The organism is Ensifer sp. 22521 (assembly GCF_052044795.1).
In the GTDB taxonomy this organism is placed as follows: domain Bacteria; phylum Pseudomonadota; class Alphaproteobacteria; order Rhizobiales; family Rhizobiaceae; genus Ensifer.
Genome location: NZ_JBQENM010000035.1, coordinates 1 through 21,665, shown reverse-complemented (window position 1 = coordinate 21,665; position 21,665 = coordinate 1). Strand labels below are relative to the sequence as shown.

The window sequence follows — 21,665 nt, the reverse complement described above, 5'->3', positions numbered from 1 at the left end:
CCGGCTTTTTTGTCTCTATCCCTCTGGTCCCGTTGGACATCGGTCGCGCACGGACCCATCATGACGGCTGTCGCGTTCTGCATCAGAGCGGGGTGAGGAAAACATGTGCAGCTTTCCGCCCTTAACCCGCCCTCACCTTGTCGAGGCGCGCCCGCAAGGACCTGTAGAGTAGGAAGGATCAGATCTCATGACGAAAATCCTCGGCATATCCGGGAGCCTGCGCAAAGCGTCGTTCAACACGGGCCTGATGCGGGCGGCCGCGGAAAATCTGCCGGATGACGTCAAATTCGACACCGCGACACTGCACGGTATTCCGCTCTATGATGGCGATATCGAAAAAGAGAGCGGTATTCCGCCGGCTGTGACGGTTCTGAAGCAGCAGGTGATGGCCGCCGATGGCGTCATCCTGTTCACGCCTGAATACAACAACTCCATTCCGGGCGTGTTCAAGAACGCGATCGACTGGTTGAGCCGGCCATCGGCCGATATCGCCAAGGTGTTTCGCAACCGACCTTTCGCGCTCGCCGGCGCCTCGCCCGGCAATTTCGGCACCATTCTCAGTCAGAACGCGTGGCTGCCCGTCATGCGCACGCTCGGTGCCGAGCTCTGGTCGGGCAAGCGGCTGATGTTGCCCAAAGCGGACACGCTTTTCGACGACGAGGGGACGCTGACGGATGCGGCTGCCCGCGACCGACTGGCAGCCTTCGTCAAGGCGTTCGCGGATTTTGCCAGGGCGGAAAAAGAAGCGTAGGCGGCTGACATCGTCGTAACGCGACGCTCTCGTCATCCTCGGGTTCGACCGAGGATCCACGATGCGGCACCGGCTTGGCAATGGATGCTCGGGTGAAGCCCGACCAGAGGGGGTGCCGGACAGTCGGAGGCGGGGCGGGGGGACTTACAGCCCCTTCTCCTCCAGCCATTGCTGGATTGCAGCAATATCAGGTGCGCCGATCTCGTGCCCCATGTCGAGTTCTGTCGTCGTCAGATCCGCGCCGGTGCGTGACAGCTCCGCCTTCAGGCGAGGCGCGAATTCTCCGTAGCTGTCGTGCTGGCCCGTCAGCAGCAGGATGTTCGTGCCCGAGAGATCAGGAGGCGGCACATCGTCGAGCACGAGCATCGAGCGCATCAGCACGACGTTGCGGATCAGTCCCGGATGCAGGAGCATCAGCGCGACCAGCAGGTTGGCGCCGTTGGAGTAGCCGATGAAGACGGTCTTCTCGAGATCGATGCGGTAGCCGTCCTCGGCTCCCTCGACGAAGGCAGCGAAGGCATCGGCCTCCGCGCGCACGTCCTTCTGGTCGAAGGTCGTCGGTGAATAGCGGCGGAACCAGCGCGGCAAACCTTCTTCGTTCGCCCGGCCACGAATGCCGACGAGTGTCGCTTCGCGGTCGACCTGGTGCGCAAGATGGAGGAGCTGCGTCTCGTTGGCGCCGCTGCCGTGCAGCAGCATGAAGGTGCGGTCGTTCAGGTGCTCCGGATGGTAGAAACGGTGCACGAAGGGCAGATCCCTTTGCGTCAGGCGCGGTTCTCCCGGCAGTGCGAACTGCGGCATGGCGAGCAGCAATTCTTCCCTGGCGGCGCCGAAATGCGCGGGGACGAAGAGTTCGGTGCCGAGGGTTTCCTCGGGTTCGTCGACGGTGAAGCCGGGCACGTCGCTTGCCAGTTCGTAGAGCGAGCCGCCGGGCTCGCGCACGTAGAGCGAATAGAAGTATTTGCGGTCATGCGCGTTGATGGCGCCGGCGCCATCGCGTCGCAGGTCGACCCCCACTTGTTCCACGGCAGCCCGATCCGGCGCGCGGAAAGCAACGTGGTCGATCGTCCCGGTTCCAGGCGCAGACGTCCAGAAGCCAGTCGCGTCGCGCACGTCGATAACGTCGCCGGAGGCGGAGGTGAGGCGACGGATGGTATCGCTGGAGGCCGTTTCACTGTAACCGAAATGGGTCTTCAGGAAGCGAACGGATTCTGCCGGCTTCTCGGTAAGGATCGTGGCGCCGCGCAGGCGTCGGATCGCATCCTCTTCCGGGATATCGCGCGTGCTCCAGGGAGCCGTGGCCGAAACCGCCTCGGTGCCGACGAGCTTGACGATGACGCCGTCCGGATCCTTGAGGCGCAGCACCGGTTCGCCGAACTCCTGCGACGGCCCTGAGGTGGCGATGTTGAATTGCAGCGCCCGAGTCAGCCAGAAGCCGATGCTCTCCGGCCGGATAGCGAAGGCGATTTCGCTCGGCTGGCTGTGGCCCACCCGGCCGCGACCGCCGTCCTCCCACATCAGGAAGGTGACGAGCGATCCGGGCGAGCCCTCGGCGTCACCATAAAAGAGGTGCAGCTGGTTGGCGTCTTCGTATCCGCCCGTCCGCTTGACGAGGCGCAAACCCAGGAACCCCACATAGAAATCGACGTTTGCCTGGACCTTCCGGGCAATCAGGGTGATGTGGTGGATGCCGCTCGTCATTCTTGATTCCTCATTGGTCTCTGCTCACAAAACACGGAGCGCGGCGCCAGCACCAGAAGCGCTGCGGCGAACGCTGTGTTTACGTCCGGGGATCAGTCGCGATCCTTTTCGAGGAACGCCTTGAACGCTTCCCCGTACTTCGGATGCCAGCGAGACAGCGGCGGCCGGTTCTCGACGATGTCGCCGGCAGCCCAGAGAATGCGTCGCTCATCGGTGGCGCGGGCGACGTCGTTGTCGGGGCAGAGGATATAGAAATCGCCGCGGGCGAGACTTTCCATCATGAAGTCGACGGTCTGCTCGGCCGTCCAGGCGCCGGCGGGCTTCTCGGTGCGGCCATGGGCCGTCAGCGACGTATAGACGAAGCCGGGGATCAGGAGGTGGGCGTGAACCTGGCTGCCGGCGGTGTTGCGCAACTCGTGTTCCAGCGCTTCGGTGAAGACCTTCACACCCGCCTTCGAGACATTGTAGGCCGGGTCGCCCGGCGGCGTGGTGATGCCCTGCTTCGAGCCGGTGTTGATGATGACCGCCGCCTTGCCATGGGCGACCATGCCCGGCGCGAAGGTGCGGGCACCATTGATGACACCCCAGAGATTGACGCCGATCGTCGCCTCCCAGGCTGCCAACGCACCGAGTATGGCGCTGCCGGGCTGGATACCGGCATTGTTCATGAGTACGTGCACCTCGCCGAACCGTCGACGCGTCTCGCGTTCGAGCGCTTCCAGATCTTCGAGGCGCGAGACATCAGTCGGGACCGCAACGACGTGCTGCGCACCCGCCGGCGCGACGGCAGCGACCTCGGCGGCCGCTTTGTCCAATCTCTCGCCTGCGAGGTCGGCGAGCACGACGCGCAGGCCGAGCGAGGCGAAATGGCGCGATGCTGCCAATCCAATGCCGGAGGCGGCGCCGGTGACGACGGCAACATTGTTGGGGGCGAAGGCGGGGTGCAGCATGGCGGAAGCTCCAGCGGTGGGATCGAATGCAAGAGATAGGGCGCCAAGGACGGCCTGTCCATTGGCGTCTCGGCAAGAGGCTCCTGAAAACCATGTGTTTTCAAGGCCGTCCCTTGTCCCGGGCAGCTCCGGCGCTACTTGCAGTTTTGCATTGAACGCGTGGCCGAAGGCATTTTCGCGGATGGAACGATGAACGGAACTGCAACTCGAAACGAAAAACGCACACCTTGCGAAAGCTGTCCATTGCGGAAGCTCGACCATTTTCGCGCCTTCACAAATGAAGAACTCGCCTTTGTGTCGCAATTCAAGACCGGTGAACTCGCAGTCGATGGCGGCGCAACCATCCTCGTTGAAGGCGCGCACAGCGCCCACCTCTTCACGGTGCTTTCCGGCTGGGGCTTTCGCTACAAGATGCTCGATGACGGACGCCGCCAGATCCTGAATTATGTGATGCCGGGTGATCTGATCGGCCTGCAGGGCAGCCTGATGGGGGAGATGCAGCATTCGATTGAAGCGCTGTCGCCGGTGACCCTTTGCGTTTTCGAGCGCGGCAAGCTGAACCGCCTGTTCGCCAACTATCCCGAACTCGCCTATGACCTCACCTGGATCGCGGCGCGCGAGGAGCGCATTCTGGATGAGAACCTCCTGAGCATCGGTCGCCGCTCGGCGCTGGAACGGGCCGCCTACCTGCTTGCCTTTCTCTACCAGCGTGCAAAGGCACTCGACCTTTTCAGCAGCAGTCGCGTCGCCATTCCGGTCACGCAGCAGCATGTGGCCGATACGCTGGGTCTTTCGATCGTCCATACCAACAAGACGTTGAAGAAGCTTGCCGAGCGCGACCTGATCCGGTGGGCGGACAAGGGCTGCAATGTCCGCGATATCGATGGATTGCTTGCGATTTCGGGCTGGGAAGGGTTGAATGAACCCAAGCGGCCCTTCATCTGAAATGCCGTTGAAGGGCGCCGTATCCTTTCCTTTCCGATGCGGCGAACGTCGCCGCATCGATGCCGGACCCCGATAGGATCAGGCTGCGACGATCGCGCGCAGCATCCAAAGCGCCTTTTCGTGGAAGTTGAGGCGATCGGTCAGCATGTCCGTGGTGACAAGGTCGTCGTTCTCGTCCGCCTTGGTGCCGGCATCGCGCATGCGGCGCACGGCCGCCTCGTGATCGGCAATCAGGTCGGCCACCATGTCGGCCGCGCTCGCGTGGTTGACGGAGCCGCCGCTCGGGGCAAATGCCGCCGCCTCGGTGAGTTTGGCTGGGGCGAGGTGACCCAGTGCACGTATCCGCTCGGCAATCACGTCAGTCGCCTGAAAGAGCGTGTTGTAGTGCTCTTCCGTCAATTCGTGCAGCGGCTTGAACAATGGGCCGACCACATTCCAATGGTAGATGTGGCTCTTGATCACCAGCTTGTAGGTATCGGCGAGGATGTCGGACAGTGCCGCTGCCATCTGCTGACGGTAGGCCCTGGTCAGGCCGATGTCGAATTCTTCGTCCTTGACCTTCGGTTTAAGCACGGAGGCTGTCTGCTTCATTCTCCTGCTCCCGTTCTATCTTGAGAAAGCCGCGAAACAGCGATCGCTTGCGATCGTGATCCGCGTACCGGTGTTGAACGTCGGTACCGGTCGGTTGTTCCGCGCTTGGCCCCAATCGGCGCTACATGTCTTATTTAAATGCCGGGCCGCCTCGAGGCGCCTATAGCTTGCTCTTATCGGCGCGAATGCCCTGTCGGTACGCGCACAAGGTGGAGTAAGCTGGATGGACGAAGTTCCGCCGCATGTCCGGGCCGTTCTTGTTCTCGAAGACAATTTCCTCATTGCATCGGATGCCGAAGAAATCCTGATGTCGCTCGGTATTGCCGAGGTGACGATCGCGGCGAACGCGGACCAGGCGATGGAGATCCTGTCTCGACAGAGCTTTGACTTTGCAATCCTCGACGTCCGTCTCGATAACCATACGAGCTTCGGCGTTGCCGATGCGATGCTTGCACGCGGCATGCCGTTTGGGTTCACCAGCGGCTACAGCGACATGGAGCTTTTCCCAGGGCATCTGCGGGACGTCCCGCGGATAGACAAGCCGTTCAACGAGAGGACGCTCGGCCAGCTGATCGCCGCTGGAATTCGGCAAGAGTGATGGGTTCCCGGCGGGGTCCTTACGGCTTGCCGCGCGAAACGAACCAGGGGTTGGCGAAGTCGCTGTCGTTCTTCTGGTTGCGCTTGCCGTAGGTGAGCGGCGCACCGTCCATCGTCAGTGTTTCGCCGCCAGCCGCCCGGAGGATGGCATCGCCCGCGGCCGTGTCCCATTCCATCGTGCGGCTGAAGCGCGGATAGACGTCGGCGAGCCCCTCTGCGAGAAGGCAGAACTTGAGGGACGATCCGACCGCTCTGTAGTCGGCTATGCCGTGCTCGGCGAGGTAGGCGATCGTCTCGGCGCTGTTGTGCGAACGGCTGGCTAGACCCACCATGCGATCGCCGCAACTGCGGCAGCCAATGATCGTTTCATGGTCGAGGTGAAAGGTCTGGTCGATGACCGCCTTCACTGCCTTGCCGTGGTTCGCCGCATAGAGGATGCCGAGCGCCGGTGCGTAAACGACGCCGGCCACGGGCGCGCCGTTCTCGATCAACGCGATATTGACGGTAAAGTCGTCGTGCCGGCCGATGAATTCCTTCGTGCCGTCGAGCGGATCGACAAGGAAGAAGGATTTGCCGGTGATGTCAGGCACGAAGCCTGCGGCGACAGCCTCTTCGGCGACCACAGGCACGTCCGGGAAGGCGCGGGCGAGGTCCGCCAGGATGATGCGCTCGGCGCAGGCATCGGCGTCGGTGACCGGCGAAAAGTCCGCCTTGTAGGTGACCGCCGGGCCTGCGTTGTAGATGTCGAGAATGGCCCGACCCGCTGATATCGCCGATTGTTGCAGTATCTCCAGCATTCGCCCTTACTTTCCGTCCATCACCAAGCCCATAGCATATCGGGAACAGGATGGTACCCGTGCTTTTGGCGGTAGGCGCATTCGATGGGAGACGAACATCGATCCATTCCGCTGCGCAGCGAAGTGCACGATGAGCCAGCGAACGGTTTTTTGCACCTGCGACAGGCTTGCGTCTTGGCTTCCGCCTCACGGCTGTGCAAATGTGCCGACGCAACTCACCTGGATGCCTTCATGCGTTATTCCGCCTTCTCGCTCGTCAGGAACGCCCTTTCCGGAAACCTGAATTGGAAGCCGCAATGGCGCCAGCCCCAGCCGAAACCGCATTACGACGTGATCATCGTCGGCGGCGGCGGGCACGGTCTTTCGACCGCCTACTACCTCGCCAAGGAATTCGGCGTGAAGAACGTCGCGGTGCTGGAGAAGGGCTATCTCGGTTCAGGCAATGTCGGGCGCAACACGACGATCGTGCGCTCCAACTACATGTTACCCGGCAACGAACCCTTCTACGAGTTTTCGATGAAGCTCTGGGAAGGGCTGGAGCAGGACCTCAACTACAATGTGATGCTGTCGCAACGCGGCGTCATCATGCTCTATCACAGCGACGCCCAGCGCGACGCCTATATCAGGCGCGGAAACGCGATGTGGATGGAAGGCGTGGCGGCCGAGCTCATCGAGCGTGAACAATTGAAGAAGATGATCCCCTTTCTCAATTACGACCACGCCCGTTATCCGATCCTCGGTGGGCTGTTGCAGCGGCGCGCCGGCACGGCGAGACACGATGCGGTCGCCTGGGGCTATGCCCGCGGTGCCGACCGGCATGGCGTCGACATCATCGAGCATTGCGAAGTGACCGGCATCCGCCGCGAAAACGGCGTCGTCACCGGGGTCGAAACGACCAAGGGCTTCATCGGCTGCGGCAAGCTGGCGCTGGCTGCGGCCGGCAATTCCTCGCGCGTCGGCGAGATGGCGGACCTCAAGCTGCCGCTCGAAAGCCATGTACTTCAGGCCTTCGTGACAGAGGGGCTGAAGCCCTGCATCGACCACGTGATCGTCTATGGCGGCGGCCACTTCTACATCTCGCAGTCGGACAAGGGCGGCCTCGTCTTCGGCGCCGAGATCGACGGCTACTCCTCCTATGCTCAGCGCGGCAATCTTGCGACCGCCGAGCATGTGATGGAGGAGGGGGTGACGATGATCCCCGGCCTGTCACGCGTTCGGGTGCTGCGCGCCTGGGGCGGGGTCATGGACATGAGCATGGACGGTTCGCCGATCATCGACCGCACCTCGATCGACAATCTCTACCTGAACTGCGGCTGGTGCTACGGCGGCTTCAAGGCGACGCCGGCCTCCGGTTATTGCTTCGCTCATCTGATCGCCAGGAACGATACCCATCCGGTGGCGCGCGCCCTCAGGCTTGATCGCTTCGCGCGCGGCTATGCCGTTGACGAGGCCGGCGCCGGCCCACAGCCCAACCTTCACTGACAGCACTTTGCCGGTCCGCCCGGCAGTACGGAATGAACGGGGGCCGAGGTCGGCTTCAGGATACGGAAGACAATGGCAAGCCTGATTACCTGCCCGCATTGCGGGGTTCGACCGAAGGAAGAATTCGCGATCCGCGGCGATGCCTCGCGCGGCCGCCCCGAACCGATGGACTCTGACGAAGCCTGGCACGACTATGTCTATGTGCGCGCCAACCCGCGCGGCCGGACCTTCGAGCACTGGCATCACGTCGCCGGCTGTCGCCGCTTCCTCGTCGTCGAGCGTGATACGGCCACCCACGAGGTCTATTCCGTCGTCGATGCCGCCGCGTTTGCGCGGAGGGTTGAGCGATGACCGGCCATCGTCTGTCCTCCGGCGGTCTGATCGATCGCAGCAAAACGCTGAGCTTCACCTTCGACGGCAGTCCATTGCGCGGCTTTGCGGGCGATACGCTGGCCTCGGCGCTCCTTGCCAACGACCAGATGCTCGTCGGCCGCAGCTTCAAGTACCATCGGCCACGCGGCATCGTCAGCGCCGGGCCCTCTGAGCCGAACGCGCTCGTCACCATCGGCTCCGGTGCCCGCACCGATGCGAACACCAAGGCGACCGTCGCCGAACTCTATGGCGGGCTGACGGCGCGAAGCCAGAACCGTTGGCCGTCGCTCGCCTTCGATATCGGGGCAGTCAACGGCGTGCTGTCGCCCTTCCTCGGCGCCGGCTTCTACTACAAGACCTTCATGTGGCCGAAGCAGTTCTGGGAGCGGGTCTACGAGCCCTTCATTCGCCGTGCTGCGGGCCTCGGCCGGGCGGTGCTCGAGCGCGACCCCGAGACCTACGAGAAATCCTGGGCTTTCTGCGATCTGCTCGTCGTCGGTGCCGGTCCGTCCGGACTGATGGCGGCGCTGACGGCCGGCCGCGCCGGCCTCCGCGTCATCGTTGCAGACGAGGATTTCCGGCTCGGCGGTTCCCTGCTTTCGACCAGCGAAACCATCGACGGCGCCCCGGCATCCGTCTTCGCCGACCGCACGGTCGCGGAACTGCAATCTCTACCCAACGTCACGCTGCTGTCGCGCACCACCGTCTTCGGCTGGTACGACGACAACGTCTTCGGCGCGGTCGAGCGTGTGCAGAAACACGTCGCCGAGCCGTCGTCGAAGCTAGTAAGCGAGCGCGTCTGGCGCATCGTTGCCAAGCGCGCGCAGCTCGCAACCGGTGCCGAGGAACGGCCGCTGGTCTTCGGCGGCAATGATCGCCCCGGCGTGATGATGGCCGGTGCCATGACCACCTTTGCCGAACGCTACGGCGTGGCCGCAGGCAAGACGGTCGCGCTCTTCACCAGCGGCAGCGCCGGCTATCGCACGGCGCGGACGCTTTCTGCGAAAGGCGTGGCGATCGCAGCGATCGTCGATGCCCGAGCGGAATCCGGCGATCAGGCGCCCGATGGTGTCCGGGTCATCCGTTCGGCCTCCATCGTCGATACCAAGGGCAGGCAACGCCTCAAGGGCATCGTCGTCGAGCGCTCCGGCTTCGAGGAACTGATCGCCTGCGATGCACTCGGCATGTCCGGCGGCTGGAGCCCGGTCGTGCATCTTGCCTGCCAGCGTGGGGCAAAACCAATCTGGTCTGAGGAGCTAAAAGCGTTCGCCGCGCCCGACGTTGGCGGTGGTCTGCGCCCCGTCGGTGCTGCCAACGGTATCTATACGCTCGCCGGCTGCCTTTCCGATGGTGCGGAGAAGGCCGCAACGATTGCGGCGGATCTCGGTTTCAACGCCGTTTCGGCCGCCGTTCCTGTCGTCGATGCTGAAGAAGCCTCTTCCTTCACTGCGCTCTGGTATGTCCCGGGTGCCAAGTCGAAGGCCTTCGTCGATTTCCAGAACGACGTGCATGCGAAGGATCTTGGCCTCGCGCTTCGCGAAGGCTTCGGCCATGTGGAGCATGCCAAGCGCTACACCACCAACGGCATGGCGACCGACCAGGGCAAGCTTTCCAACATCAACGCCGTCGGCATTCTCGCGGGCATGCGCGGTGTCAGCCCAGCGGAGGTCGGCACCACGACTTTCCGGCCTTTCTACACACCGGTCTCCCTTGGTGCGCTTGCCGGGACGGCACGCGACGAACACGCAGCGCCGGCACGAAAGTCGCCGCTGCATGGCTGGGCGATGAAAAACGGTGCGACCTTCGTTGAGGCGGGGCTCTGGCATCGCTCGGCCTGGTTCCCGCGCGCCGGTGAGAAGACCTGGCGCGAAAGCGTCGATCGCGAAGTGCTGAACGTGCGAGCCAATGTCGGCCTCTGCGACGTCTCGACGCTCGGCAAGATCGAAGTTTTCGGCCCGGACGCCGCGGAGTTCCTCAACCGGCTCTACTGCAACCCGGTCTTGAAGCTGCCGGTCGGAAAGGCGCGTTACGGTCTGATGCTGCGCGAAGATGGCTTCGTCTTCGACGACGGCACGGTGAGCCGGTTCGACGAGGCGCATTTCTTCATCACCACGACAACGGCGATGGCCGGCCCGGTCATGGCGCACATGGAATATTGTGCGCAGGCGCTCTGGCCGGAGCTTGAGGTGCGTTTTACTTCGTCGACCGACCAATGGGCGCAGATGGCGATTGCCGGCCCGAAGGCACGCGCGGTGTTGCAGCAGATTGTCGACGGCGACATTTCCGACGGCGCATTTCCGTTCCTTTCCGCCCGGAAGATCGTTCTGAAAAGCGGCGTGGCCGCGCGGCTCTTCCGTATTTCCTTTTCCGGGGAACTCGCCTTCGAACTGGCCGTGCCGGCCGGTTATGGCGAAGCGGTGGCGGACCAGATCATGGAGGCCGGCCGGCCCCACGATATCTGCGCCTATGGCGTCGAAGCGCTCAATGTGCTGCGGCTGGAGAAGGGACTGCTGACGCATGCCGAATTCGACGGTCGCGTGACACCCGACGACGCCGGCCTTGGCCGTATGCTGTCGATGCAGAAAGTCGACTTCATCGGCAAGCGGCTGTCGACGCGCTACGGGCTGACGGCCGCCGACCGCATGCAGCTCGTCGGGCTGAAGCCCGTCGATACCGACAAGGACATGCGCGCCGGCGCCCATCTGCTCAAGGAAGGTACGAAGCCCTCGACGCTGAACGATCAGGGCTGGGTAAGCTCGGCCGGGTTCTCGCCGGTCCTGGGGCATGCCATCGCACTTGCCTTCCTGAAGTCCGGGCGTGAGCGGTACGGCGAGAAGGTCATCGTTTTCGACAAGCTGCGCGATCAGGAGATCGTCGCCGAGGTCTGCGATCCGGTCTTCGTCGATCCGCAAAACGCAAAGCTGAAGGCCTGAGGAGGCGGTGATGGTTCGCGACTACAACAACCGCCACGCGCTGGAACAGAAACTGCGCTCTGCACCGAGGCCCGCGGCCGCCGATCACCTGATGATCGGCCATTGGCGTACGATGGCGACGGTTCTTGCCCGTGCCGGGCAGGCGGAGGCAGTGCGGCGGGCGATTGGTTCGGCGCCTGAGCTGTCGCTGCGCTTCTCAGGCCCTGGGGAATGGCTGGTGGTCTCCGAGGTGGAGGCGCCGAGCGGGCTCGTGCGTCGCCTCGAAGAGCTCTGCGACGGGGGCGCCTATGTCGTCGACCAAAGCGACGGGCGCGTCGTCTTCCGCCTCACCGGCCCGAACGTGCGCAGCATCCTTGCCAAAGGTATCGGCCTCGACGTTCATCCCGCGGCCTTCTCGCTTGGGGGGAGTGCCAATGTTCTGTGCGGCCACATCCCGGTCAATCTCGCCCGGACGGACGAGGATACGTTTGAACTGATCGTGCCGCGGAGCTACGCCGAATCGCTCTTCGACGACCTGATGCGGATGGGGCGGGCGTTCGATCTCACCGCCGCTTTTTCAGACTGAACGGCCTCTTTCGAGAGGCTGAAAACAAATGCGGCATGAAATGCCGCAAACGGGTCGCCGATCCGCCAGCAAACGGCGGAAATGGACAAGCGCCCTTCGCAGCCGTGTCTTTATCGGCGCCGCCTTTCTGACTAGGCTGCCATCATTCGCCGCCTGCGCTTCTGTCCGGAAGGCAAGCGGTCTTGATTTTCTTCCTGACAATTTGGCCATGCCTCCGCCGGAGCATGGAAAGACGGAGTGTACGCATGAAAAGCCATGCCAAGGTCGTCGTTATCGGAGGCGGTGTCGTCGGTTGCTCGGTGCTCTATCACCTGACGAAGTTCGGCTGGACCGATGCTGTCCTGCTCGAGCGGTCGGAGCTCACGTCCGGCTCGACCTGGCATGCGGCCGGCGGCATGCATACGATCAACGGCGACCCGAACGTCGCCAAGCTGCAGAAATATACGGTCGAGCTCTACAAGGAGATTGAGGAGTATTCCGGTCAGGACGTCGGCCTGCACATGACGTCGGGCATGATGCTGGCGGCCACCAACGAGCGCTTCGACTGGATGAAGTCGATCCTCGCCAAGGGGCGCTACATGGGGCTCGAGGCCGAGCTGCTGACGCCCAAGGAAGCGCACGACCTGATGCCGCTGCTCGATCCCGACCAGTTCGTCGGCGCGGTCTTCGATCCGGTCGAAGGCCATCTCGATCCCTATGGCACGACGCATGCTTACGCCAAATCGGCGAAGAAGAACGGCGCCGAGATCTATCTGCACACCAAGGTCGAGGACCTGGTGCAGCGGGAGGACGGCTCCTGGCGGGTGATCACCAACCAGGGCGAGATCGTCGCCGAGCACGTCGTCAACGCCGCCGGTCTCTGGGCGCGCGAAGTGGGCCGCATGGTCGGCCTCGAACTGCCCGTTCTCGCCATGGAGCACATGTATCTCATTACCGAGGACATGCCCGAGGTCATCGAATTCAATCAGACGCGCGGCAAGGAACTGATGCACTGCGTCGATTTCGACGGCGAGATCTACTTGCGCCAGGAGCGCAACGGCATGCTGATGGGCACCTATGAGAAGGCCTGCCGCCCATGGTCGCCGATCTCCACGCCCTGGGATTTCGGCCACGAACTGCTTGCCGAAGACATCGATCGCATCTCGCCGGAACTCGAAGTCGGGTTCCGGCATTTCCCCGCCTTCAACAGGGCCGGCATCAAGAAGATCATCAACGGCCCCTTCACCTTCTCGCCGGATGGCAACCCGCTGGTCGGTCCCGTGCGCGGTCTCAGGAACTTCTGGTCGGCCTGTGCCGTCATGGCCGGCTTCAGCCAGGGCGGTGGCGTCGGCCTGGCGCTCGCCAACTGGATGATCCATGGCGACCCCGGCTTCGACGTCTTTGCCATGGACGTTTCCCGCTACGGCGATTTCGCCACGCTCGCCTATACCAATGCCAAGGTGCGCGAAAACTATTCACGCCGCTTCTCGATCCGCTATCCGAACGAGGAACTGCCGGGTGCGCGGCCGCTGCTGACGACGCCGATCTACGACAGGCTGAAGGCGGCTGGCGCGGTCTTCGGCGCGTCCTATGGGCTCGAAACGCCGCTGTGGTTTGCGCCCGAAGGGGTGAAGGACGCCTTCTCCTGGCGGCGCTCGACGGATTTCGAGACGGTTGGCGCGGAAGCGCGCGCCGTGCGTGAGGGCGTCGGCCTGATGGAGACGTCGGGCTTTGCCAAATATGCGATCACGGGCGAGGGCGCTGAAGCCTGGCTCGACCGGCTGCTGGCCTGCCGTATTCCGCAGGTGGGGCGCATGACGCTGGCGCCGATGCTGAAGGACGACGGCAAGCTGATCGGCGACTTCACGCTTGCCAAGCTCGGGGAGGAAGACTTCCTGCTGATCGGCTCCGGCATCGCCGAGGACTATCACATGCGCTGGTTCGAGGCGCATCTGCCTGAGGACGGCTCGGTTTCGCTGAAGGCGCTGAAGCTGGAACTGGTTGGCCTGTCGATCGCCGGACCGAAGGCGCGTGACGTGCTTGCCGGTCTCACCCATCTCGACGTCTCCGACGCCGCCTTTCCATTCCTGGACATCCGCCGGATGGACCTCGGCATGGCGCCCGTGATCGTCGGCCGCGTGAGCTACACCGGCGATCTCGGCTACGAGATCTGGATGAAGCCCGAATACCAGCGTTATCTCTTCGAGCTGCTGATGGAGAAGGGGGCAGCGTCCGGGATCCGGCTGTTCGGCCTCAGGGCGCTGAATGCGCTGCGCGTCGAGAAATCCTTCGGCAGCTGGGCGCGCGAGTACCGTCCGCTCTATGGCCCGGTCGAGGCCGGCCTCGGCCGCTTCATCGCGACCGGCAAGGACGCGGACTTTATCGGCAAGGTGGCTGCAATGAAGGAGAAGGCGGACGGTGGCGCCCTGCGTCTCAGGACCTTCGTCCTCGAGGCCAGGGATGCCGACGTCATCGGCGACGAGCCGATCTATCTCGACGGAGTCGTGCGCGGATGGGTGACATCGGGCGGTTATGCGCACACGAGCGGCGTTTCGGTGGCCATGGGATACGTATCGAAGGAGATCGCCGATCGCAGCGATGGCTGGTCGATCGAACTCCTGGGCGAGATTCTGCCGGCACGTCTCCAGGCGAATCCCTTGTTCGACGCAAACGGGCAGCGGATACGCACCTGAGCGGCGAAGCAGCGCACCGGCCTGGCCATTTGGTGGCTAGGCCTCCAGGCTAATCCCCGGGCATTTACGGCTAAAGTTGATGATTTTGCGGGCGAAAGCTGCGGAAGTTTTGGTTTTTCTGGCTCTAAAAGCGTCAAATCGATTTTATCGGGGAAGTTTTTGCCGAAGTCGCGTTTTTTAGCTTTCCTTTTTGTTTGAAAAAGGTATGGAATCGATCAAACACAGCGCTCAAAATGAGCTCAAAAAACAAGAGACCGGACCTTCAAGGATCTGGTCCAGGGGAAGATTGATGGAGTATTTCGTCCAGCAGCTCGTCAACGGGCTGACTCTTGGGTCTATTTATGGTATGATCGCAATCGGTTATACCATGGTCTACGGCATTATTGGCATGATCAACTTCGCCCACGGCGATATCTTCATGCTCGGCGGCTTTGCTGCTTTGATTGTCTTTCTGCTTCTCACCTCATTTATAGCAGGCGTGCCGGTTGTACTTGCGCTTTTGCTTATGATGGTCGTGGCTATGCTCGCGGCGTCGCTGTGGAACTGGACGATCGAGAAGGTGGCCTACCGGCCACTGCGCGGGTCATTCCGGCTGGCGCCGCTGATCACCGCAATCGGCATGTCGATCGTGTTGTCGAACTTCATCCAGGTGACGCAGGGACCGCGCAACAAGCCGATCCCGCCGCTCGTCTCGTCCGTCTATGAGGTTTTCGGCATCTCCATTTCGCTGAAGCAGATCATCATCATCATCATCACGGCGATCCTGCTTTCCGTCTTCTGGTACATCGTCAACAGGACGCCGCTTGGTCGTGCACAGCGCGCCACCGAGCAGGATCGCAAGATGGCGGCTCTGCTCGGCGTCGACGTCGACCGCACCATCTCGGTGACCTTCATCATGGGTGCGGCACTCGCTGCTGTCGCGGGAACCATGTACCTGATGTATTACGGCGTGGTCGTTTTTACCGACGGCTTCGTTCCCGGGGTCAAGGCATTCACCGCCGCCGTTCTCGGAGGCATTGGCTCGCTGCCGGGCGCTGTTTTGGGCGGACTTCTGATCGGCCTGATTGAGTCCCTGTGGTCGGCCTATTTCACCATCGACTACAAGGACGTTGCGACATTCTCCATTCTCGCAATCGTTCTGATCTTCAAGCCGTCGGGTATTCTCGGACGACCGGAAGTCGAGAAGGTATAATTCAATGGCAAACATTGCTTCTACAACTGCAAGCGCCGGCACTGAGGTGACGGCGCGGGCCCTGCGCGAGTCTGTCTTCGCGGGCCTCATCACGCTCGGACTGTTCGTACTGTTCGTCGGCCTCAAGACCGACCAGAACATCCGCAACGAGCTGATCCTGACACAACGTTGGGGCCTGCTGGCGATCTTCGTGATCATCGCCATGGTTGGCCGCTTCCTCATGGTCGCCTATGTCCAGCCGCGGCTTGCCCAGCGAAAGGCTGCCAAAGCGGCGGCGCCGGAAGTTGCCAAGGAGGAAAGCTTCTTCAGCCGCAATTTCTCGACGATTGCGATACTTGCCTTGATCCTTTATCCGCCGGTCATCGTCGCGCTAACCGGTGTTCAGGGCTCGCTGAAATGGGTGGACAATTTCGGCATCCAGATCCTGATCTATGTGATGCTCGCCTGGGGCCTGAACATCGTCGTCGGCCTCGCCGGCCTGCTGGACCTCGGTTACGTCGCTTTCTACGCAGTCGGTGCCTATTCCTACGCGCTGCTCTCCACCTATCTGGGCCTGTCCTTCTGGGTGTTGTTGCCGGTGGCCGGCCTCCTCGCCGCCTGCTGGGGCGTGGTCCTCGGCTTCCCGGTGCTTCGTCTGCGCGGAGACTATCTGGCGATCGTCACGCTTGCCTTCGGCGAAATCATCCGTCTTGTCCTGATCAACTGGACCGAGGTCACCAAAGGTACGTTCGGCGTGTCCGGCATTGCCAAGGCAACGCTGTTCGGCATCAAGTTCGATGCCTCCAAGGATGGCTTTGCCGCATTGATGGGGCTGCCGATCTCGTCGGTCTACTACAAGATCTTCCTATTCTACCTGATCCTCGGTCTTTGCTTGATCACGGCTTTCGTGACGATCCGCATGCGTCGGATGCCGATCGGGCGCGCCTGGGAAGCGCTGCGCGAAGATGAGATCGCTTGCAAGTCGCTTGGCATCAACACGGTTACCACCAAGCTGACGGCTTTCGCCATGGGCGCCATGTTCGGCGGCATCGCCGGGTCCTTCTTCGCGGTACGCCAGGGCTTCGTGTCGCCCGAATCCTTCGTGTTCCTCGAATCGGCAGTGATCCTCGCGATCGTCGTCCTCGGCGGCATGGGGTCGCTAACCGGCATTGCGATCGCAGCGATCGTCATGATCGGCGGTACCGAAATTCTGCGTGAGCTTGACTTCCTGAAGGCCGTCTTCGGACCGAACTTCACGCCGGAACTCTACCGCATGCTGATCTTTGGCCTGGCCATGGTCGTCGTCATGGTCTGGAAGCCGCGCGGCTTCGTTGGATCGCGTGAACCGACCGCGTTCCTGCGCGAACGCAAGGCCGTCTCCGGCAGCTTTACCAAGGAAGGGCATGGCTGATGGCCCTCGAGACCACGACGATGACAATGACACAAGATCCCATTCTCAAGGTTGAGCACCTGTCGATGCGCTTCGGCGGTCTGATGGCCATCAACGACTTCTCTTTCGAGGCCTATCGCGGCGACATCACCGCGCTGATCGGCCCGAACGGGGCAGGTAAGACGACGGTATTCAACTGCATCACCGGTTTCTACAAGCCGACGATGGGTATGATCACGATGAAGCAGAAGTCCGGAAAGGAGTATCTCCTCGAGCGGCTGCCGGACTTCGAGATCACCAAGCATGCAAAGGTGGCGCGTACGTTCCAGAACATCCGGATGTTCTCCGGCATGACCGTGCTCGAGAACCTGCTGGTCGCGCAGCACAACAAACTGATGCTGGCGTCGGGCTATACTGTGCTCGGGCTCCTTGGATTTCCTGCCTACCGGCAGGCCTCCAGGGAGGCGACTGAACTCGCCAAGCATTGGCTCGAAAAGGCATCGCTGATCGACCGGGCAGACGACCCGGCCGGGGACTTGCCTTACGGCGCGCAGCGGCGGTTGGAGATTGCTCGTGCCATGTGCACGGGACCGGAGTTGCTGTGCCTCGATGAGCCTGCGGCTGGCCTCAATCCGCGCGAATCGCATGCGCTCAATGAACTGTTGCAGGGCATCCGCAGCGACACCGGCACCTCCATCCTGCTGATCGAGCATGACATGTCCGTGGTCATGGAGATATCGGACCATGTCGTCGTGCTCGAATATGGGCAGAAGATCTCCGACGGCACCCCGGATTTCGTGAAGAACGATCCAAGGGTCATCGCGGCCTATCTGGGTGTCGAGGATGAAGAGGTTGAACAGGTGATCGAACAAATCGAGGAAATCGAAGGCGGGCAGGGAGGCACCAAGCAATGACTGCGCCGCTGCTGCAAGTGAAAGCCGTCGAAACCTACTACGGCAACATTCGGGCGCTGAGCGGCGTCGATGTCGAGGTCCATCGCGGAGAAATCGTTTCGCTGATCGGTGCCAACGGCGCGGGCAAGTCGACATTGATGATGACGATCTGCGGCAGCCCGCAGGCGCGCACCGGCACGGTGATGTTCGACGGCCATGACATCACGCGCCTGCCGACCCACGAAATCGCGCGTATGAGGATTGCCCAGTCGCCGGAGGGACGGCGCATCTTCCCGCGCATGACGGTTTTCGAAAACCTGCAGATGGGGGCGAGCCTCGACAACCTGAAGCATTTCGACGAGGACGTGGAAAAGATCTTCAGGCTCTTTCCCCGGCTCAAGGAGCGTAAGGCACAGCGCGGCGGCACGCTGTCAGGCGGCGAGCAGCAGATGCTCTCGATCGGCCGCGCGCTGATGGCCCGGCCGAAACTGTTGCTTCTCGACGAGCCGTCGCTTGGTCTCGCGCCGCTGATCGTCAAGGGTATCTTCGAAGCGATCAAGAAACTCAACAAGGAGGAAGGCCTGACCGTCTTCCTCGTCGAGCAGAACGCCTTCGGCGCGCTCAAGCTTTCGGACCGCGGCTATGTGATGGTCAACGGACGGGTGACGATGAGCGGCAGCGGCAGGGATCTGCTCGCCAATCCGGAAGTGCGCGCGGCCTATCTCGAAGGCGGCCGTCATTGATCGCCCGCATCTGGAGCAAGTGACATGCAGGGAATTCTCTACGAAGAAGCGTCGATCTGGCAGTTTCTTTTCATAAGCTGCGTGCTTGGCGGCTGGACCGCCTGGCGCACGGGCAAGAGCGTGGCCGAAAGTTGGCATAACGTTCCGCGGCTGCTGCTCTACGTGGCGTTGCTCGGGCTGGCGATCCGTTTCATCCATCACGCCCTCTTCGGCGGTACGATGTTCAGCCTGCAATACTATATCGTGGACACGATCGTGCTTTTGTTGTTTGCTACCGTAGCTTTCCGGTACTACCGGACCAAGCAAATGACCAAAATCTACTATTGGCTCTACGAGAAGGCTTCACCTTTCTCCTGGAAGACCAAATAAAGGGAACAGCGCGTGCCGGTCCGCCGCGGCCGGTGCGAAGGAAACACCGGCGCAACTATGGTGGGCATTGCGCAGGTTGATAACGAGACCCGCTCGAATATTTGGGAGTAACAAGAATGAAAAAATCTCTTCTGTCGGCCGTTGCGCTGACGGCGATGGTCGCCTTCAGCGGCACCGCCTGGGCTGATATTCTCGTTGGTGTCGCCGGCCCGCTGACTGGCCCGAACGCCGCCTTCGGTGCGCAGCTCCAGAAAGGTGCCGAACAGGCCGCTGCCGACATCAACGCCGCTGGCGGTATCAACGGGGAACAGATCAAGCTTGTGCTCGGCGACGACGTTTCGGACCCGAAGCAGGGCATCTCGGTCGCCAACAAGTTCGTCGCTGACGGTGTGAAGTTCGTCGTTGGTCACTTCAACTCCGGTGTGTCGATCCCGGCATCGGAAGTCTATGCCGAAAACGGCATCCTGGAGATCACGCCGTCTGCGACCAACCCGCAGTTCACCGAGCGCGGTATGTGGAACACGTTCCGCACCTGCGGCCGTGACGACCAGCAGGGCGCAGTAGCCGGTGCCTACCTTGCCGCCAACTTCAAGGACGCGAAGATCGCCGTCATTCATGACAAGACCCCCTATGGTCAGGGTCTTGCTGATGAAACCAAGAAGTCGATGAACGAAGCCGGCCTCACCGAGGCCCTCTATGAAGGTGTCAACATCGGCGACAAGGACTTCTCGGCTCTGATCGCCAAGATGAAGGAAGCCGGCGTTTCGGTCGTCTACTGGGGCGGTCTGCACACCGAGGCCGGCCTGATCATGCGCCAGATGAAGGACCAGGGCCTGAAGGCAACGATGATGTCGGGTGACGGTATCGTTTCGAACGAACTGGCCTCGATCGCCGGCGACGCCGTCGACGGCACGCTGATGACCTTCGCGCCGGATCCGCGCAAGAACCCCGCTTCCAAGGAACTCGTCGAGAAGTTCCGTGCTGCCGGCTTCGAGCCGGAAGCCTATACGCTCTATTCCTACGCCGCTCTCCAAGTCATCGCAGAAGCTGCGAAGGCTGGCGGCACGACCGATGCGCAGGCTGTTGCCGAAGCGATCAAGGCCAAGGGTCCGTTCAAGACCGCGATCGGCGAGCTCGGCTATGACGAAAAGGGCGACATCACCCGCCCGGACTACGTCATGTACACCTGGAAGAAGGGCGACGACGGCAAGTACACCTACTTCCAGAACGAGTAGTTCTGATTTCGGACCTTGCGTCCGATCTGTTGGGCCCGGCGAGCGATCGCCGGGCTTTTCTTTTTGGCGAGGCCGAGAGCATAACGCTTTCAAGTGGAACTGCTGGAAGCGGAAGGATGCTCATCTAAGCGATGGGGCTTTGGCGCAGCGATTGGCTATTTCAGCAAGGTGTCTCGCAGTGACGAGACTTCGGCGCGCAACCGCTCGAGATCATCGGCGCCAAGTTTTGTCGCCTCCGTGAGGCCGCGCGGCACATCGACCGCCTTCCGGCGCAGTGCCTTGCCCATGTCGGTCAATTGTACCCGGACCTGCCGCTCGTCCGTCTTATCCCGCACGCGGGCGATGTAGGCGGCCGCTTCGAGGCGTTTCAGCATCGGGGTGAGTGTGCTCGATTCCAGGAAGAGCCGTTCGCCGAGGCTGCCGACGGTCTGGTCGTCCTTTTCCCACAGCAACACCATCACGAGATATTGCGGGTAGGTGAGGTCGAGTTCCTCCAGCAGAGGCTTGTAGATGCGCGTTAAGGCGTGGTTTGCGGAATAGACCGCAAAGCAGAGGAAACTATCGAGCGTCAGCATCGCATCGTCATCCTTGAGTTCGGTGCCAGTCATCGTTCTCTCCTGTCATCTCCTTAAAATAAATCGTTCGCGATATAATCGCAAGGTATTGACAGGTGTGCGATCGCAATATAAAGCTTTGTGCACGATCTAATTGATGGCGATTTAAACGGGAATATATCGCGCACGATTTAATCGCTAGTTATTTACCGGCAGCGCGGCATGACCGCAGGGAAGAAGGAGCGTTTCCATGAGCAAGGCAGTCAGCAAGACCGAAACCAGCAGCATCTCCCGCCGTGATGTCCTCTCGGCCGCTTTCGGCGCTGCGGCGACCGCTGCAGCCGTATCGGCCGTCAACAGCTCGGCCAAGGCCGCCGACGTGTCAGCGGCAAGCAACAACCAGTCGAGCGCCCGTTCGCACGGTGGGGGGATTTCGGGCAGCCGCATCACCACCCGCGATGGCGTCGAGATCTATTACAAGGACTGGGGTCCAAAGGATGGCCCGGTCGTCGTGCTCAGCCACGGCTGGCCGCTGTCGTCGGACAGCTGGGAAGCGCAGGCCTTCCACCTCGCCGCCAATGGCTTCCGCGTCATCACCCATGACCGCCGCGGCCATGGGCGCTCGTCGCAGCCCTGGGACGGCAACGACATGGATCACTATGCCGACGACCTTGCCGATCTGATCAATGCGCTCGATCTGAAGGGCATCTTCCTTGCGGGCTTTTCCACCGGCGGCGGCGAGATCAGCCGTTACATCGGCCGCCACGGCACCAGCCGCGTCGCCAAGGCCGGGTTGATCTCGGCGGTGCCGCCGCTGATGGTCAAGACCGACAAGAACCCCGGCGGCCTGCCGAAGGAGGTGTTCGACGGGCTGCAGGCGGCAAGCCTCAAGGATCGCTCGAAGCTCTACCGCGATATCGCCTCGGGTCCGTTCTTCGGCTTCAACCGCCCGGG

20 protein-coding genes are annotated in these 21,665 nt (G+C 62.0%); 15 read left to right on the top strand and 5 right to left on the bottom strand.

Annotation, left to right across the window (positions count from 1 at the left end; genetic code table 11):
* Nucleotides 1–187 precede the first annotated feature (187 nt).
* Nucleotides 188–751 carry an NADPH-dependent FMN reductase gene (locus ACTJKE_RS32520; protein WP_057249011.1) on the top strand — a complete coding sequence of 188 codons (564 nt, stop codon included), beginning with the start codon at nt 188–190 and terminating at the stop codon, nt 749–751.
* Nucleotides 752–895: 144 nt separating this feature from the next.
* Here the strand turns inward: ACTJKE_RS32520 and ACTJKE_RS32515 are convergent, their stop codons facing one another.
* Entirely contained in the window at nt 896–2,452 is a 1,557-nt protein-coding gene (locus ACTJKE_RS32515; RefSeq protein ID WP_113132158.1) for a VOC family protein, read from the bottom strand.
* Between the two features lie 92 nt (nt 2,453–2,544).
* Nucleotides 2,545–3,402, bottom strand: a complete 858-nt coding sequence (locus tag ACTJKE_RS32510; protein ID WP_440693527.1) for an SDR family NAD(P)-dependent oxidoreductase — start codon at nt 3,400–3,402, stop codon at nt 2,545–2,547.
* 189 nt (nt 3,403–3,591) lie between these two features.
* On the opposite strand from ACTJKE_RS32510, the gene ACTJKE_RS32505 reads away from it, so the two are divergent.
* The gene (locus ACTJKE_RS32505) at nt 3,592–4,347 is read left to right on the top strand and encodes a Crp/Fnr family transcriptional regulator (RefSeq protein ID WP_057249124.1); all 756 of its coding nucleotides are present in this window, start codon (nt 3,592–3,594) and stop codon (nt 4,345–4,347) included.
* A 78-nt stretch (nt 4,348–4,425) separates the two neighbouring features.
* Here ACTJKE_RS32505 and ACTJKE_RS32500 read toward each other — a convergent pair whose 3' ends face one another.
* Nucleotides 4,426–4,938, bottom strand: coding sequence for a Dps family protein (locus ACTJKE_RS32500; RefSeq protein WP_058320748.1), 513 nt, complete (start codon nt 4,936–4,938; stop codon nt 4,426–4,428).
* A 223-nt stretch (nt 4,939–5,161) separates the two neighbouring features.
* On the opposite strand from ACTJKE_RS32500, the gene ACTJKE_RS32495 reads away from it, so the two are divergent.
* The gene (locus ACTJKE_RS32495) at nt 5,162–5,536 is read left to right on the top strand and encodes a response regulator (RefSeq protein ID WP_440693525.1); all 375 of its coding nucleotides are present in this window, start codon (nt 5,162–5,164) and stop codon (nt 5,534–5,536) included.
* Between the two features lie 19 nt (nt 5,537–5,555).
* On the opposite strand, the gene cysQ is transcribed toward ACTJKE_RS32495, so the two are convergent.
* Entirely contained in the window at nt 5,556–6,332 is a 777-nt protein-coding gene (cysQ, locus tag ACTJKE_RS32490; RefSeq protein ID WP_440693523.1) for a 3'(2'),5'-bisphosphate nucleotidase CysQ, read from the bottom strand.
* A gap of 231 nt (nt 6,333–6,563) precedes the next feature.
* On the opposite strand from cysQ, the gene ACTJKE_RS32485 reads away from it, so the two are divergent.
* The 11 genes from ACTJKE_RS32485 (at nt 6,564) to ACTJKE_RS32435 (ending at nt 20,157) form a co-directional block, all read left to right on the top strand.
* Entirely contained in the window at nt 6,564–7,814 is a 1,251-nt protein-coding gene (locus ACTJKE_RS32485; RefSeq protein ID WP_057249017.1) for a sarcosine oxidase subunit beta family protein, read from the top strand.
* A gap of 72 nt (nt 7,815–7,886) precedes the next feature.
* The gene (locus tag ACTJKE_RS32480) at nt 7,887–8,165 is read left to right on the top strand and encodes a sarcosine oxidase subunit delta (protein WP_440693520.1); all 279 of its coding nucleotides are present in this window, start codon (nt 7,887–7,889) and stop codon (nt 8,163–8,165) included.
* Nucleotides 8,162–11,119, top strand: a complete 2,958-nt coding sequence (locus ACTJKE_RS32475; protein ID WP_440693518.1) for a sarcosine oxidase subunit alpha family protein — start codon at nt 8,162–8,164, stop codon at nt 11,117–11,119. The genes ACTJKE_RS32480 and ACTJKE_RS32475 overlap by 4 nt, the downstream gene beginning before the upstream one ends.
* Before the next feature lie 10 nt (nt 11,120–11,129).
* Complete coding sequence (locus tag ACTJKE_RS32470) at nt 11,130–11,684, top strand: sarcosine oxidase subunit gamma (RefSeq protein ID WP_440693516.1); 555 nt, start codon at nt 11,130–11,132, stop codon at nt 11,682–11,684.
* 245 nt (nt 11,685–11,929) lie between these two features.
* Nucleotides 11,930–14,356 (top strand): FAD-dependent oxidoreductase, encoded by a 2,427-nt coding sequence (locus ACTJKE_RS32465; protein WP_112994641.1) that lies wholly within the window; start codon nt 11,930–11,932, stop codon nt 14,354–14,356.
* Nucleotides 14,357–14,645: 289 nt separating this feature from the next.
* The gene (locus tag ACTJKE_RS32460; RefSeq protein WP_053248038.1) at nt 14,646–15,548 is read left to right on the top strand and encodes a branched-chain amino acid ABC transporter permease; all 903 of its coding nucleotides are present in this window, start codon (nt 14,646–14,648) and stop codon (nt 15,546–15,548) included.
* A 4-nt stretch (nt 15,549–15,552) separates the two neighbouring features.
* Nucleotides 15,553–16,938: a high-affinity branched-chain amino acid ABC transporter permease LivM gene (gene livM / locus ACTJKE_RS32455; protein WP_057249022.1), complete on the top strand. Its 1,386-nt coding sequence runs from the start codon at nt 15,553–15,555 to the stop codon at nt 16,936–16,938.
* Nucleotides 16,938–17,831, top strand: coding sequence for an ABC transporter ATP-binding protein (locus tag ACTJKE_RS32450; RefSeq protein ID WP_057249023.1), 894 nt, complete (start codon nt 16,938–16,940; stop codon nt 17,829–17,831). Before livM ends, ACTJKE_RS32450 begins: the two co-directional genes overlap by 1 nt.
* Nucleotides 17,828–18,553, top strand: a complete 726-nt coding sequence (locus ACTJKE_RS32445; RefSeq protein ID WP_057249024.1) for an ABC transporter ATP-binding protein — start codon at nt 17,828–17,830, stop codon at nt 18,551–18,553. Before ACTJKE_RS32450 ends, ACTJKE_RS32445 begins: the two co-directional genes overlap by 4 nt.
* A gap of 24 nt (nt 18,554–18,577) precedes the next feature.
* A complete protein-coding gene (locus tag ACTJKE_RS32440) occupies nt 18,578–18,922 on the top strand; it encodes a DUF6867 family protein (protein ID WP_057249025.1) in 345 nt (114 codons plus the stop codon).
* A gap of 116 nt (nt 18,923–19,038) precedes the next feature.
* Nucleotides 19,039–20,157, top strand: a complete 1,119-nt coding sequence (locus ACTJKE_RS32435) for a branched-chain amino acid ABC transporter substrate-binding protein (RefSeq protein WP_058320754.1) — start codon at nt 19,039–19,041, stop codon at nt 20,155–20,157.
* A 155-nt stretch (nt 20,158–20,312) separates the two neighbouring features.
* Here the strand turns inward: ACTJKE_RS32435 and ACTJKE_RS32430 are convergent, their stop codons facing one another.
* Nucleotides 20,313–20,765: a MarR family winged helix-turn-helix transcriptional regulator gene (locus tag ACTJKE_RS32430; RefSeq protein WP_110879262.1), complete on the bottom strand. Its 453-nt coding sequence runs from the start codon at nt 20,763–20,765 to the stop codon at nt 20,313–20,315.
* A 196-nt stretch (nt 20,766–20,961) separates the two neighbouring features.
* Between ACTJKE_RS32430 and ACTJKE_RS32425 the strand changes: the two genes are divergently transcribed.
* Nucleotides 20,962–21,665, top strand: a 704-nt coding sequence (locus tag ACTJKE_RS32425) for an alpha/beta fold hydrolase (RefSeq protein WP_440693514.1), incomplete at its 3' end; no start/stop codon positions are given.